The following is a 14557-nucleotide window of genomic DNA, read 5'->3' as shown; positions in this document are numbered from 1 at the left end:
GTGTCGCCACCGTTCGGCGGTGAACCGTACGGTCGTCCGGATGAAGCTGCTCTCCGTCAACGTGGGCAAGGCTCGTCCCAACCCGTGGAAGGGGCTCGGCGCCACCGGCATCGACAAGCGGCCCGTGGACGGGCCGGTCGCCGTCAGTGCTCCCGGGCCCAAGGGGACCGGTGCGGTGGGGCTCGCGGGGGACCGGGTGTACGACGTGCGGAACCATGGCGGCACCGATCAGGCCGTGTACGCGTACGCCCGTGAGGACCTCGACGGCTGGCAGGCCGAACTGGGCCGGCCGCTCGCCGACGGCGTCTTCGGTGAGAACCTCACGACCCTGGGCCTCGACGTCAACGCCGCGCTGATCGGGGAGCGTTGGCGCATCGGGGACGACGTGGTGCTGGAGGTGTCGTGCCCGCGGATCCCGTGCGGCACGTTCCAGGGGTGGCTGGAGCAGGACGGGTGGATCAAGCGGTTCACCCGGGCCGCCCTGCCGGGCGCGTATCTGCGGGTGATCGAACCCGGTGACATCCGTGCCGCCGACCCCGTCCGGATCGTGCATCGGCCCGATCACGACGTGACCGTCGCGCTCACCTTCCGCGCCATGACCCTCGAACCGGAGCTGCTTGCCGGGCTGTTGGCCGCTGAGGCGCTCCCGGAGGAGATCAGGGACATCGCTCGCAGGCGTTCGGGCGCATAGGCCCGTCCGAATCGTGCGCGGGGCCCGCTCGGGCCACCTTCCGTGAGTGGGGCGACCGGACGTCGGACCGGCCGCCCCCCATGTGCATGCGAACAAACGTATTTGTGGCTAGTGTTCGAATGGCTCTAGCTTTCGCGCATGACCATGTCACGAAGAACCATCATCAAGGGCATAGCCACCGCCCCCTTCGCCGCAGCCGCGGGCGGTCTGCTCGCCGCAACTCCCGCCCACGCGGCGACGATCGATCCGGGCCAGTTCTCCCTCACCAGCCGCTCCTCCAACAGCCACGGTGAATTCGCCGCTCTCAACGCCGCCTTGGCGGCCCGGCTCCCCAAGGTGGACGCGACCGCCGTCGTCGCCGACACCAACCGCAACGCTCCCCGGCTCACCAGCGCCCCCAGCACGGTCGAGGCGTTCCAGGCCGGGTTCGCCTTCGATGCCGACGACCAGGCCGTCGACTACTGGATCCCGCAGGGCGTCACCACCAGCGCCGACGCCTACGGCAACGGGCTCTACCCGGAGGGCGGCAGCAACAAGGTCATCCTCGTCTCCTGGTACTTCGAGACCAATACCGACGGTGTGGGCGAGGACGAGTACGCCCTCGACAAGGGCCAGCGGATCACCTTCGTCGACTACAACAACCCCAGTGCGCCCACCTATCGGCACGTCCTGCTCGTAGAGCCCGTCCGGACCAGCACCGGCGCGTACTCCTTCAACCCCATCCGCAAGCACGCCGGCGGCATCATGTGGTACGGCAACCTGCTGTACGTCGTCGACACGTTCAAGGGGCTGCGGGTGTTCGACCTGAACACCCTCTTCAAGGTCGCCACCGCGGAGAAGGACGTGTGCGGTCTGCACACCGACGGGTCCTACCAGGGCTACGGCTACCAGTACGTCCTGCCGCAGAGCCACGCCTACGACAACGCCGGGAAGTACCTGCGCTACACGACCATCGGGCTCGACCGCGCCAGCACCCCGGACAGCCTGGTGATCAGCGAGTACTCGAAGTCGGGCACCGTCGACTACACGGACGGGACCTTCAACGGCACCGGTCAGCCCACCACCACGCCCAAGGTGGTCCGCTGGGAACTCGACTACACCGACCGGCAGCTGGCCTCACTCACCGCCAAGCAGGCCATGACCGTCGCCCAGCAGAAGATCCAGGGTGTCGTCTCCCGCAAGGACAAGCACTACCTCGCGGTCAGCGACGGGCCGGACGCCAAGGGCACCCTGCGCACCTTCACCACCGGCGGCTCGACCGCGAGCGTCGTGTGCGACCTGGCCGTGGGCTGTGAGGACCTCAGCTACCACAGCAGCGGTGCCTCCGGATGGGCCTTCGCCGAGTCCGTCATCTGGAACGTCAGTGAGTACACCGGCAGGCGGTACGTCTACGCCGTCCGCGCCGACGGTTCCTGACCCTCGCGCCGAGGCCCTGGAGCGAGTGCGCGAGCCGCCCAGGGCCTCCGCGCCGCCGTACCTACAACCCCTGGTCCAGGAACATCAGCTCCAGCAGGTCGGCCGAAGCCGTCCGGTCCGCCCGTACCGTCTCCGACGGCTGCAGGGCCTGTTCGGTCCAGATGCACTTACCGGTCGGCGTGTACCGCGTCCCCCATCGCTGCGACAGCGCGGACACCAGCTGAAGCCCCCGGCCGCCCTCGTCCGTCTCCGTCGCCCGGCGGATGCGCGGCATCGTCAGGCTGCCGTCGAACACCTCGCAGATCAGCTCGGCGCCGTGCAGCAGCCGTAGCCGAAGCGGGCCCCTGGCGTGGCGGACGACGTTGCCGATGAGCTCGCTCGCCAGCAGCTCGGTCGTGGGGGTCAGGGCCTGCAGGCCCCAGGCCGCGAGCTGCTCACGGATCAGTTCGCGCGCCCGGCCCGCCGCCCTGGGGTCCTCGGGCAGGGACCAGGACGCCATACGGGCGGTGGGCAGCGCGTGCAGGCGGGCCAGCAGGAAGGCCGCGTCGTCGGCCGCCTGGTGGTCGGCGGGCAGGAGCGCGGAGGTGACCCGCTCGCACAGCCGCTCCAGGTCCTTCGCCGTGCCGTCCTTGTGGGAGGTGCGCAGGACGTCGGCGAGCTGTGCCATGCCCTCGTCCATCTCGCGCTTCGACGACTCCACGAGGCCGTCGGTGTACAGCACCAGCACACTGCCTTCGGGGACCGGGACCTCCGTGGTCTCGAAGGGGGGCTCCGCCGCGCCCAGGGGCGGGTCGGCCGACAGGGGCGGGAAGACCACGGTGCCGTCGGGGTGGAGCAGGGCGGGGGGCGGGTGGCCCGCGCGCGCCATGGAGCAGACGCGGGTCGTGGAGTCGTACAGCGCGTACAGGCACGTCACGTACGACTCCTCGCCCATGGCGCCGACGATGTCGTTGAGACGGCTCATGATCTCGTCGGGCGGGAGTTCGAGGTCGGCCAGGGTGTGGACCGCCGTGCGCAGCCGGCCCATCGTCGCGGCCTCCGGCAGACCGTGGCCCATGACGTCGCCGACGACCAGGGCCACCTGACCGCCCGAGAGCGGGATGATGTCGTACCAGTCACCGCCCACGTCCATGCCCTGCCCGGCCGGCAGATAGCGGGCGGCGGTGGTGCAGGCGGGGAGGTCGGGCAGGTCCCGCGGGAGCAGGCTGCGCTGGAGCTCGCGGGAGCGGGTGTGTTCGGCGTCGAACAGGCGGGCGCGTTCCAGGGCCTGCGCGACCAGGGCGCTGGTCGCGGTCAGCAGGGTGCGCTCCTCGCCGGTGAGGCGGCGGGGGTGGTCGAAGGTGACCGCGCAGACGCCGAAGGTGTGCCCCGAGGCGGTCAGCGGGAGGAACGCCCAGGCGTGCTGTCCGTCGTAGGCGGGCAGGTCGGCCACCGCGGGGCTGCGTGCGGCGAACTCCTCGCGGGAGGACAGGAACAGCGGCTCGCCGATCAGGATCGCGTCCCACATGGGGTTGTACGCCGTCTGTTCGCGGCCGTCGATCAGGGCCAGGACGTCGTCCGAGTGGCCGACGGATCCGACGGTGTGGAGGCGGTCGCCCTCCAGGGCCTGCACCACCAGGCCGGTCGCCTCGAACGGCGGCAGCACCCGGCGGGCCACCGCGTCCACCACGTCCTTCGAGGTCGTCGCCTTGGCCAGGGCGGTCGTCAACTCCGCTATCCGGGTGGCCCGTTCGGACGCGGCGCGTTCGGCGGAGCGGCGGTCCTCCTCCAGGCGCCGCTTCTCGGTGACGTCCGTGAAGTAGATGGTGCGGCCGTCGGGGCCGGGGACGAGCCGCAGGTGGCACAGGCGGCCGTTGGGCAGCCGTACGTCGAAGCTGACCGACTTCTCCGCGGCGGCGGCCTGCCGGCACCGGATCTCCAGACCGGGCACCTGCTCGGCGGCGGGCAGGTCCCACAGCAGGCGGCCGATCAGCTCCTTCTCGGAGTAGCCCAGGGTGCGTTCGGCCTCCAGGTTGGCGAAGGTGATCCGCCAGTCGTCGTCCATCGCGAGGAAGCCGTCGCTCATATGGCGCAGGGCCCGGCTGAGCGCGTCACGGGCGGACCGCGGCTCGTTGCTGTCCCAGCCCACGCCGATCATCCGTCTGGGCTCGCCGCTGTCGTCGTACGTCGCTCTGCCGCGGGCCTGGGTCCAGCCCCAGGTGCCGTCCAGCTTGCGCACCCGGTACTCGGCCTCGAAGACGCCGCCGCCGCGGATCGCCCGGTCGACCGCCGCGAGCGTCGGCGCGAGGTCGTCGGGGTGGACGCACCGCATCCAGTCGCCGATCTTGCCGGTGTGGTCCTGCGGCCGGGTGCCGTAGAGCTCCAGGGCCGGCTCGTCCCAGATCAGGTCGCCGGTGCGGATGTCCCAGTCCCAGGAGCCGACGCGTACCTCCCGCAGTGCCCGGCGCAGGCGCTCGCCGTGCTGCTCGGGCGGGCCCGGACGCGCGGGGCGGGCCGGTGGCGGCGCCTGGGCCATGCGTTCCTCGGTCCAGGCGACGACGGCACGCAGGAACTCCCAGTGCGCGCGCGGCGGTTCGCCCCCGTCGCCCATCAGGATGGTCAGGGCCCCGGTGCTGCGGGCCCCGCTGTACATCGGCAGCACCGCGAGGCCGGTTCCGGGCAGTCCGGCGGCGGGGCAGTCGGGCCGCGCGGAAGTCAGCGGCACCCAGAGTCCGTTGCCCTCGTGCAGCGCGCGGGCCGGGGCGAGCGGGACCTCCTGCTCGATGATCTCCCAGGGGCGGGTGAGGGCGGACGGCAGCCCGGTCGACGAGACCAGTCGCAGCGCGGACAGCGGTCCACGAAGGTGGATCATGCCGCCGAGAGCGCCCAGTTCGCCCACCGCGTGCTGCAGGGCCAGCCGGAAGACCTCGCTCTCCGCGACACCGGGGGCCACCGCGCCGAGCAGCGTCAGCCGAGCGTTCATGTCGTGGACTTTACCGTCACGGTCGGCACCTGATCGGCGGTTCGCAAGATCCTCACCTCCCTCCGTCAGGCCGTTGACCTCGAAGGCAACGGTGCGATGCCGAGCCGGAGTTGCCGCCTGGGACGGCCGTGCGGAGCCGGAGCCGGCCCGGCGCCGCGCAGGGTGCCCGGGCGGTCTACCGTGACGAACGTGGGGCAGGCTCCACGCTCTGCCGCTCGAAGGCGCCGGCATGGCGTGCCGCCCACTGCGCGAAGGTACGTCCCGGCCGCCCGAGGAGGCGCTCCAGGTCAGGACCGACCCGCCGCAACGCGGCCGCCGGCGCACCCAGCATGTCGAGCGTGCTCTCGACGACGGGCTCGGGCATGACGCCCAGCATCCGCTCCCGGGCCTGCGCGCGACTCAGTTCCACGAACCGCACCGCCGTACCGAGCACCGCCTCGATCGCGGCCGTCTGCTGCCGGGGTGAGACGGGCGCGGGGCCGGTCAGTTCGTGGATCCGGCCGTCGTGACCGGGCTCGCGCAGGGCGACGGCCGCGACCTGCGCGATGTCGGCCGGATCGACGGTGGGCAGGGCCACGTCGCCGAAGGGCGCGGCCACTTCCCCGCGCGCGCGGATCATGTCGGCCCACTGGAGGGCGTTGGAGTGGAAGCCGCCCGAGCGCAGGATCGTCCAGTCCAGCCCCGACGCCCGTACGGCGTCCTCCAGGACGGGAGGGAGGTCACCGGTGCCGACCCCTTGGGACGACAGCAGCACCACACGCCGGACGCCCGCGCCCCGCGCTACGTCCAGGGTGGCGCGGAGGTCGCCGCCCGCCGCCATGAAGTCGCCGGAGGTCAGCAGGAACAGCGCCTCGGCTCCGTCGAACGCGGGCTTGAGGTGTGCGGGCTCGCCGAGGTCGCCCTGGTGGTGGCGGACTCCTGCGGGCACCCGCTGTGCGGAGATGCGGCGGGACACGGCCGTCACCTGCTCCCCCGCTTCGACGAGTGCGCGCACAAGTGGCCTTCCCACGTTGCCCGTTGCTCCGGTCACCACGATCATCATCGGTCTCCGTTCCGAGTTCGGCTCTCGTTCGGCGACGCTACTGTTGCGGGGGTAGTAGGTACCTAGAGGAAAGTATTGGCGGAGGGGGTCAGAAGTGACGGAGGACACAGTGGAGCGGGGTCCGCGCGGTGGTGACCCGGAGACCGCCTGCCCGATCGCCCCCGTCGTCGACATCGTCTTCAGCCGCTGGACCACCCCGATCCTGTGGTCGCTGCACGAGCACGGCAGGCAGCGCTTCGTCGAGCTGGAACGCCGTATCGCCACGATCACACCGAAGGTGCTGACGCAGCGGCTGCGGCAGTTGGAGCGGGACGGGCTGGTGGTGCGCACGTACCACGCCGAGGTCCCGCCGCGGGTGGAGTACGAGATCAGCGAACTGGGCCGCAGTCTCGCGCCGCTGTTCGCGGCGCTCTCCGAGTGGTCGGTGAACCTGGACCGGGTGGACGCGGCACGGATGGCCTACGACGCCCGGGAGGGCGGGCGCGGCCGGGGCCGTTGACGGGCGGCCGGGCAGGGGCGGGGGCCGGGGCCGGGGCAGGGGGGCTCGGCGGGGTCAGGTCGTCCTGTCCTGTTCGCGGAGTTCGTCGATGTAGCCCTGGGCGAGACCGGTCGTGCGGGTGAACCAGTCCGTGAGTACGGCGATCTCGTCGGCGGAGTACGAGGCGAACACCTCGTTCAGGCGGGCGTAGTACGGGCCGTACAGCTCCTCGGCGCGGGCGATCGCGGCCGGGACGGCGGCCACGCGGACACGGCGGCGGTCGGCCGGGTCCGGGCGGCGGGTGATGAAGCCGGCGCGTTCCAGGCGGTTGAGGATGCCGGTCATGGCACCGGTCGTGACGTGCGCGTGCTCGGCGAGCTCGCCCGCCGTCAGCAGGTTCTCGCCGGCTTTCAGGACGCAGGCGAAACAGAGCAGGTCGGTGATGTTCAGGCCCAGCCGCTGGGCCATCTCCTGCTGGCCGAGCAGGTGGGCCGCGATGAGGGAGTCCATCGCCTCCAGCGCCTGGGCCGGGGTGGCGGTGGGGCGCGGCTTGGCTTGCATCTTCCTTATTACCTTAGCTTGTGAGAGATTTAGCGCCTAAACTTCTTACGAAGTGAGGGATTCTCGGGAGGGGAGCATCGTGAGCCAGTATGACGAGGGGCACACGGTCGCGGGGTGGACCGGAACCGCGATCGCGACGATCGGAGCGAGCGTGCTGGGGGCGGGGGTCTGCCTGGTCTCGGCCGGCCTCATATGGGGCGGGCTCGGGATTGTCGCGGTGAGCGTGCTCGTCACCTGGGCCCTGCACCTGTCCGGATGGGGCAAGCCTCCGGGTGTGCGGCCGCGCGGTGAGTGGGGGATGGGCACGCGCGACCTGACCGCAGGGGCCGGACATCCGGACTGCTGGGGGTGCCGGCTCGCGGGGCGGGGGCGGCGTGGCCCCGCGACGGTGCCGGCCGAGGTGGTCGCCGGGGCGGCCCCGTCGGCCGGGCACGGCCAGCCGGAGCGTGTTACTGCCGAGGCCCGTCGCTGAGGGTGCCGACGCTCGCGGAAGCCGCGGTGTCAGTGCCTGCCTCTAGGGTCGAAGAGCGATGGCACAGGTGTGGAGATGCTCGGGACTGCGATGGTCGGCGGCCGGCCCCGTGCTGGCCTGGGCGGGGGGCCGGAGCTCGGCGCTGACCTGGGGTAAGCGGGTGGCCTTCGGGGTCGCGGATGGGGGCGTGCGGACATGTGTGGGAGCGCGGGGGCATGCGTGTCCGGTACGAGCGGTCGTGCCGGGGCGCAGCACGGGCGCGCGGTGCGAGGAGTGCGCGCGGCTGGACCGGGCCCACTCGGTGGCCGCGGACACGATCGCCGACGACCCGCGCCCGTACCACGTGTATCTGGCGTGGTTCGGCCCCGGCATGACCAAGGTCGGCATCACCGCCCTTGAGCGTGGCTCGGCCCGGCTGCTGGAGCAGGGGGCGGTCTGCTTCACCTGGCTGGGCGCCGGCCCGCTGATGGCCGCGCGGCGCACGGAGGAACTGCTGCGGGCGGCCCTGCGCGTGCCGGACCGGATTCCGTACGCCGACAAGCGCGCGGTGCGGGCGGCGCTGCCGCGCTCGGCGGCCGAGCGGGCGGCGGAGATCGAGGAACTGCACGGCCGGGCGGTGGCCCTGCCCGGCTGGCCGGACTCCCTCACGCCCGAGCCCTGCCGACCGGTCGACCACAGCGAGGCGTTCGGCCTCGCGGACCTGCCGACCGCCTTGGGGGAGGTCACCGAACTGGTCGCGGGCGGCGTGGTGAGCGGACGGTTGGCGGCGGCCGCCGGTCCGGACCTGCATGTGGAGACCGGCGGCGGGGTGGTCGTGGTCGACACGCGGTTGATGACGGGGTGGGAGCTGGTGCCGCCGGGTGCGGGAGACGAACTGACGGTCCCCGTACGGGAGTACAGGCAGGCGGACGTAGGGGTGCAGGACGGGTTGTTCTGACGCGGGTCCGTCGACACCTCGGCTGCGGCTGCGGTCTTGATCGTCGTGGACGCGGCCCGCGGCCCGCGGCCGGACCCAGGGCGCCGCTCCATACGGCGGGTTGTGCGTGCCCGCCCGGACCGGCAACCGGCCATCAGCACAGGGACGGTTTCCAGGAGCACCCGACCCGTGCCGGGCCGCCATCCGCCACCTCGACGGTCCAGCAACCACCGATCACCCGCCCAACTCGGCCAACACTGGCCGAAACGCGATAACTGGCACCCCTCGTACTCACCCGAGTAACGTCATCGTTCGCTTGTGCGATCAACGGTGAGCTGTGCGACGGGGGATGACGTGAGCACCGATGCCTCGCGGCTGCGGACGCGACTGACCGATTTGGCGGCGACCGGACAGGGCCGTCTGCCCGAGATCGTCGGGGAGTTCAGACGCAGCGAGGTCCTGGTACCGGTAGTGGACGACTCGCTGCTGTCGGTCGAGTCGGGCGGTGTCCGTTGGCTGTTCGCGTTCACGGACGACACGGCGCTGTCGCGCTTCGCCGAGGCGCGGGGCGAGCCGATCGACGAGCGTGTCCCGGTGCACGGCGCATGGCTGCTGGACCGCGTGATCCCCCGAGTGGACGGGCCGGTCGGGATCGCCGTCGATGCCGGCAGTGCCGTGGGGATGGTGCTGCCGCCCGCGGCGGGGATCGTGCCGGACGCGGTGGCGGTGCCCGCAGACGCGCAGGGCACGGGCGGACAGGGGGCGGACGCGTGAGCGGCGGTGGCTACCAGGTCGATCCCGAGGCGCTGGCCCGGATCACCAGGGGCATCAACCAGGCGATGGACGAGCTGAAGGAGCTGGGCTTCGACATCGAGGCGAACCTGGGGCGGGGCTTCGACGAACTGGAGCTGGCCGGCCTGGAGGTGGGGGACGGGAGCCTGCGCCAGGTCTTCGCGGACTTCTGCGAGCGGTGGGGCTGGGGGGTCCGTTCGTTGATGCAGGACGCCAACGAGTTCGCGGGCCGACTGAACCTTTCCGCGGGGCTGTACCACGACCAGGAGCAGTACGTCTCCGACACCTTGAAGACGGTGTGGACCGCGGCGGCGGGCAACCCCTATCTGTCCCAGGAGGAGGTCGAGGGGCGTTCCTGGTCGGACACGCTGAAGGACAACCCCGTCTCCCATGTCATGAACCCCGACTGGAGCGCGGAGTCGGTCCGGGAGGGTGACGCGGCGGCTCGCGAAGCGTGGGACCAGGCCGCGCAGGACGTGGAGACCTCGACGGTGACCCCGGACGCGCCCTTCGATCCCAGGACGGACTGGCAGTGGGGCGGCCCACCGCAGACCACGGAGTCCGAGGAGGCCGAGCGCTGATGGGCCTGGGGGACTTGTTCAACGACGTCGGTGACGGCCTGGACAGTGCCGTGGACGGCGTGACGGAGGGCGTCGGCGAGGCCGTCAACTGGGGCACGGACAAGGCCGCGGACGGCCTGTCGGCGGTCGGCGCGGACCGGGCGGCCGAGGGTGTGCGGGACTTCGGGGAGGGGGTGAGCAACCGGCTGGGCGGCGATGTCGCCGAGCGTGCGCTGGGGGAGAGCGAGGACCCCAAGGAACTGGTCCACGGCAGCCCGCAGGCCCTGGAGACCCGGGCCCGGCATCTGCGCGACTTCAGCCGTGCCTTCGAGAACGTCGGCCAGGGGATGCGCTCGCTGGACGGCGAGGGCTGGCAGGGCCAGGCCGCGGACGCCTTCCGCGAGAAGTTCGACATGCACCCCAAGCAGTGGCTGACGGCCGCCGACGCATGCGAGGCCGCGGCCGGGGCGCTGGAGGCGTACGCAGACACGGTGCGCTGGGCGCAGAAACAGGCGCAGCTGGCGATCGACGCCCACCGCAGCGCGCAGCAGATCACCCGGCAGGCGGTGGACGCGCACAACGCGCAGGTGAAGGCGTACAACCAGGCCGCCGACCAGTACAACGCGGCCCTGGCCGCGGGGCAGAACCCGGGCCGCAAACCGACCGAACCGGGCACCTTCACCGACCCGGGGGCGGCCGGCCGACGGGAGGCCGAGGAAATCCTGGCCGAGGCGCGCCGCCAGCGCACGGACGCCGCCCGGGACGCACAACGCAGGGTTGCCGCCGCTCTGGAAAAAGCCCCGCCGAAACCGGAGTTCACCGACCGGTTGAAGGCCGACGCCGTGGACGCCGTCGTGGGCGCGCAGCTGAACCAGGCCCACGTGGTGGGCGGGCTCCTCAAGGGCGCCGCGGACATGGTGAAGCTGGTCCGCACCGTCAACCCGATGGATCCGTACAACATCACCCACCCCGGCGACTGGTGGAAGAACTCCAACATGCTGCTGGCCGGCCTGGTGGGCACGGCCGCCCACCCCGAGCGCCTGCCGAAGGCCATCATCGGCAGCGGCTGGAGCAGCGACCCGGGGGACGCCGCGGGGTACCTGGCCTCGAATCTGATCGGCGGCAAGGGGGCGGGGGGCGCGGCTCGGGGGGCGGCGCGCGGGGCTGCCAAGGGCGCGGCGACCAACGCCGCGCGCACAGCCGTGAACGGCGGGATGCGGAACTTCGCCCGCAAGCTGTGGTGCAGGCTGTTCGGCGGCGACCCGATCGACCTGGCCACCGGCCGGATGTCGCTGCCGCAGACCGACGTGTCCCTGCCCGCCAAGCTGCCGCTGGTCTTCTCGCGGCAGTTCGAGTCGTCGTACGAAGCCGGCCGCTGGTTCGGCCCGAAGTGGACGTCCACGGCGGACCAGCGCCTGGAGATCGACGCCGAGGGCGTGATCTTCCTCCGCGAAGACGGTTCCCTGCTGGCCTACCCGCACCCCGCGCCCGGGGCCCCGGTGCTGCCCCTGGACGGTGACCGCCATCCGCTCACCATCGACGCCCATGGTGACTACGCCGTCACCGACCCCGAAACCGGCCGCGCCTGGTACTTCGCGGCGCCGGGCGGCGACGGCGACGGCATCGCCCTGCTGGAGCAGATCACCGACCGCTCGGGGCAGTGGCTCACCTTCCAGTACGACCACGAGGGCACCCCCGCAGCGATCGTGCACTCGGCCGGCTACCACCTCAAGATCGAGACGGCCGGGAACCGGATCACCGCCCTGCACCTGACCGACGCCGCCCCGGGCGGCGGCGACCAGGAACTGGTCCGCTTCGGTTACGACGACCACGGCCACCTGTCGGCGGTGACGAACTCCTCCGGCACACCGACCCGGTTCACCAACGACGAGCTGGGCCTCATCACCGCGTGGACCGACACCAACAACTCGTCGTACAGCTACGTCTACGACGACCAGGGCCGCTGCACCTCCCAGTCGGGCGAAGCGGGCCACCTGCGCAACACGTTCGTCTACGGCGACATCGATCCCGACACCGGCCACCGGACCATCACCGCGACCAACTCCCTGGGCCACAGCACGCGCTACCAGGTCGACGGCGACCTCCACGTGGTCGCCGAGACCGGCCCGGACGGGGCGACGACCCGCAGGACGTACGACCGCTACGACCGCCCGCTGACGATCACCGACCCGCTCGGCCGCACCACGAGCTACGCCTACGACAAGGCGGGCCGCCCGATCATGGTCGTCCGCCCCGACGGCCGCTACACCAGCATCGGCTACGACGACCAGGGCCTCCCCGCCTCCATATCCGGTGCCGACGGCACGCACATCAGCCAGCAGTTCGACGAGTTCGGCAACCGCACGGCGGTGACCGACTCCTCCGGAACCACGACGCGCTTCACGTACGACGAGCTCGGCCACCTGGCATCGATCACGGACGCGACGGGCGCGACCACGACGGTCCGCTGCAACCCCGCGGGCCTCCCGCTGGAGATCACGGACCCTCTGGGCGCCGTGACCCGCTACGAACGCGACGCATTCGGCCGCCCGACGACGATCACGGATCCGCTCGGCGCGGTCACCCGCCTGGAGTGGACGGTCGAGGGCAAGCCGGCCCGCCGCACCGCCCCGGACGGCAGCACGGAGTCCTGGACGTACGACGGCGAAGGCAACTGCACCAGCCACACCGACGCCATGGGCGCGGTCTCCCGCTACGAGTACACGCACTTCGACCTGCTGGCGGCCCGCACGGGCCCGGACGGTGTGCGCTACACGTTCGACCACGACACCGAACTGCGCCTCACCCAGGTCACGAACCCCCAGGGCCTGACCTGGAGTTACGCATACGACGCGGCGGGCCGCCTCGTCGCGGAGACGGACTTCGACAGCCGCACGGTGACGTACGACCACGACGCAGCCGGCCAGCTGACCGCCACCACCACACCCCTTGGCCAGGCGATCCACTTCGAGCGGGACGTGCTGGGCCGTGTGGTGCGCAAGGACGCCGCCGGAGCCGTCACCACCTACACGTACGACGTGACGGGCGGCCTGGCCCGGGCAACCAACCAGGACGCCGTCCTGACGTTGCAGCGGGACGAGGCAGGCCGCCTGATCTCCGAGACGGTCAACGGCCGCACCCTCACCTACACCTACGACGCCCTGGGCCGCCGTACCGGCCGCACCACGCCGACCGGCGCGACCAGCACATGGACCCACGACGCGGCGGGCAACCGCACCGCACTGACCACGGCCGGCCGCACCCTCACCTTCACCCACGACGCGGCGGGCCGCGAACTGACCCGCCACATCGACGACACCCTGACCCTCACCAACGCCTTCGACCCCATGGGGCGCCTGACGAAGCAGGAACTCACCGGACCGGCTCACCAACGTCTCCAGCGCCGCGCTTACACCTACCGCGCTGACGGCAACCTGACCGGCATCGACGACCACCTCAACGGCAGCCGCCGTTTCGACCTGGACGCCGCCGGTCGCGTCACCGCCGTCCACGCCGCCGACTGGACCGAGTCCTACGCCTACGACACCGCGGGCAACCAGACCCACGCCACCTGGCCGACCTCCATGCCCGGCCAGGAAGCGACCGGCGACCGCACCTACACCGGCACCCGCATCATCCGTGCGGGCCACGTCCGCTACGAACACGACGAGGCCGGCCGCATCATCCTGCGCCGGAAGACCCGCCTGTCCCGCAAGCCGGACACCTGGCGCTACACCTGGGACGCCGAAGACCGCCTCACGTCCGTGGTCACTCCCGACGGCACGACCTGGCGCTACCGGTACGACCCCCTGGGCCGCCGCATCGCCAAGCAACGCCTGGCCACCGACGGCGAGACCCTCCTGGAGCAGATCGACTTCACCTGGGACGGCACGACCCTGTGTGAACAAACCACGGACACCCCTGCTACCAACGGTCCGGCCGTCACCCTCACCTGGAACCACAACGGCCTACACCCCCTGACCCAGACCGAACGCAAGACGACGCCGCCCCCCGCCTCCGACGCCTCACAGGAGGAGATCGACTCCCGCTTCTACGCCATCGTCACCGACCTGATCGGCACCCCCACCGAACTGGTCGACGAACACGGCGACATCGCCTGGCACACCCGCACCACCCTCTGGGGCACCACAGCCTGGAACCGCGCCGCCAGGGCCTACACGCCTCTACGCTTCCCCGGTCAGTACTACGACCCTGAAACGGGCCTTCACTACAACTACTTCCGTCACTACGACCCTCAGACGGCCCGTTATCTCACTCTCGATCCCCTTGGCCTCATCCCCGCACCCAATCCCTCTACATACGTAGATAACCCGCTCTCCCTGATCGATCCACTGGGCCTTTCTCCTTACCCGCGACTGAGGGTCATTGGAAACCATCCTGACTATCAGAGAGTGGCCGAGCTCGAAGGGGGGCAGTGGTTCGAGGTTCCTCTAGACTACTGGAATACGCTTACACCGGAGCAGCAATGGGCCGAGAATGTAAAGTTCCTGGACAGGGGAATAGCGGAGGGCGCCACCTTCCGGTTGGCCACGCCGATAGAAAAATCCAAGGTGGATTCTATTTATCATGATGAGCTTAATCATCTGTTGAGGAACGGGTATACATTCAATGCGGCCGGCGATTCCCTGATCCCTGGAAGGTGAATT

Annotated in this window: 11 protein-coding genes; 8 read left to right on the top strand and 3 right to left on the bottom strand. The window is 71.2% G+C overall.

Annotated elements, in window-relative coordinates:
• Positions 1-40 precede the first annotated feature (40 nt).
• Together ACFYNL_RS16435 and ACFYNL_RS16430 are read left to right on the top strand one after the other, a co-directional pair.
• Positions 41-691 carry an MOSC domain-containing protein gene (locus tag ACFYNL_RS16435; RefSeq protein ID WP_388803092.1) on the top strand — a complete coding sequence of 217 codons (651 nt, stop codon included), beginning with the start codon at positions 41-43 and terminating at the stop codon, positions 689-691.
• Between the two features lie 138 nt (positions 692-829).
• On the top strand, positions 830-2107 hold the full coding sequence (locus ACFYNL_RS16430) for a hypothetical protein (protein ID WP_388803089.1): 1278 nt from the start codon (positions 830-832) through the stop codon (positions 2105-2107).
• A 61-nt stretch (positions 2108-2168) separates the two neighbouring features.
• On the opposite strand, the gene ACFYNL_RS16425 is transcribed toward ACFYNL_RS16430, so the two are convergent.
• Entirely contained in the window at positions 2169-5069 is a 2901-nt protein-coding gene (locus ACFYNL_RS16425; RefSeq protein WP_388803087.1) for a SpoIIE family protein phosphatase, read from the bottom strand.
• Positions 5070-5244: 175 nt separating this feature from the next.
• Positions 5245-6108, bottom strand: coding sequence for an NAD(P)H-binding protein (locus ACFYNL_RS16420; protein ID WP_388804554.1), 864 nt, complete (start codon positions 6106-6108; stop codon positions 5245-5247).
• A gap of 97 nt (positions 6109-6205) precedes the next feature.
• On the opposite strand from ACFYNL_RS16420, the gene ACFYNL_RS16415 reads away from it, so the two are divergent.
• Complete coding sequence (locus ACFYNL_RS16415; RefSeq protein ID WP_388803084.1) at positions 6206-6610, top strand: winged helix-turn-helix transcriptional regulator; 405 nt, start codon at positions 6206-6208, stop codon at positions 6608-6610.
• A 54-nt stretch (positions 6611-6664) separates the two neighbouring features.
• On the opposite strand, the gene ACFYNL_RS16410 is transcribed toward ACFYNL_RS16415, so the two are convergent.
• Positions 6665-7150, bottom strand: a complete 486-nt coding sequence (locus tag ACFYNL_RS16410) for a MarR family transcriptional regulator (RefSeq protein WP_388803081.1) — start codon at positions 7148-7150, stop codon at positions 6665-6667.
• Between the two features lie 79 nt (positions 7151-7229).
• Between ACFYNL_RS16410 and ACFYNL_RS16405 the strand changes: the two genes are divergently transcribed.
• The 5 genes from ACFYNL_RS16405 to ACFYNL_RS16385 all read left to right on the top strand — a co-directional run bounded on the left by ACFYNL_RS16405 (position 7230) and on the right by ACFYNL_RS16385 (position 14554).
• Positions 7230-7622, top strand: a complete 393-nt coding sequence (locus ACFYNL_RS16405) for an HGxxPAAW family protein (protein ID WP_388803078.1) — start codon at positions 7230-7232, stop codon at positions 7620-7622.
• A gap of 58 nt (positions 7623-7680) precedes the next feature.
• Entirely contained in the window at positions 7681-8559 is an 879-nt protein-coding gene (locus ACFYNL_RS16400) for a DUF2797 domain-containing protein (RefSeq protein WP_388803076.1), read from the top strand.
• A gap of 333 nt (positions 8560-8892) precedes the next feature.
• Positions 8893-9312, top strand: a complete 420-nt coding sequence (locus ACFYNL_RS16395) for an SseB family protein (RefSeq protein WP_388803073.1) — start codon at positions 8893-8895, stop codon at positions 9310-9312.
• The gene (locus ACFYNL_RS16390; protein WP_388803070.1) at positions 9309-9911 is read left to right on the top strand and encodes a hypothetical protein; all 603 of its coding nucleotides are present in this window, start codon (positions 9309-9311) and stop codon (positions 9909-9911) included. Before ACFYNL_RS16395 ends, ACFYNL_RS16390 begins: the two co-directional genes overlap by 4 nt.
• Positions 9911-14554 (top strand): putative T7SS-secreted protein, encoded by a 4644-nt coding sequence (locus ACFYNL_RS16385; protein ID WP_388803068.1) that lies wholly within the window; start codon positions 9911-9913, stop codon positions 14552-14554. The genes ACFYNL_RS16390 and ACFYNL_RS16385 overlap by 1 nt, the downstream gene beginning before the upstream one ends.
• The last annotated feature ends 3 nt before the right edge of the window (positions 14555-14557 follow it).

This window comes from Streptomyces sp. NPDC007808, from assembly GCF_042868655.1.
Lineage (GTDB): Bacteria > Actinomycetota > Actinomycetes > Streptomycetales > Streptomycetaceae > Streptomyces.
This window is presented reverse-complemented; position numbering and strand designations above follow the sequence as displayed.

What these genes read in the sequence shown, in the direction of transcription:
- ACFYNL_RS16435 (WP_388803092.1), top strand. Translation starts at nt 41, where the DNA reads ATGAAGCTGCTCTCCGTCAACGTGGGCAAGGCTCGTCCCAACCCGTGG.
- ACFYNL_RS16430 (WP_388803089.1), top strand. Translation starts at nt 830, where the DNA reads ATGACCATGTCACGAAGAACCATCATCAAGGGCATAGCCACCGCCCCC.
- ACFYNL_RS16425 (WP_388803087.1), bottom strand. Translation starts at nt 5,069, where the DNA reads ATGAACGCTCGGCTGACGCTGCTCGGCGCGGTGGCCCCCGGTGTCGCG.
- ACFYNL_RS16420 (WP_388804554.1), bottom strand. Translation starts at nt 6,108, where the DNA reads ATGATCGTGGTGACCGGAGCAACGGGCAACGTGGGAAGGCCACTTGTG.
- ACFYNL_RS16410 (WP_388803081.1), bottom strand. Translation starts at nt 7,150, where the DNA reads ATGCAAGCCAAGCCGCGCCCCACCGCCACCCCGGCCCAGGCGCTGGAG.
- ACFYNL_RS16400 (WP_388803076.1), top strand. Translation starts at nt 7,681, where the DNA reads ATGGCACAGGTGTGGAGATGCTCGGGACTGCGATGGTCGGCGGCCGGC.
- ACFYNL_RS16385 (WP_388803068.1), top strand. Translation starts at nt 9,911, where the DNA reads ATGGGCCTGGGGGACTTGTTCAACGACGTCGGTGACGGCCTGGACAGT.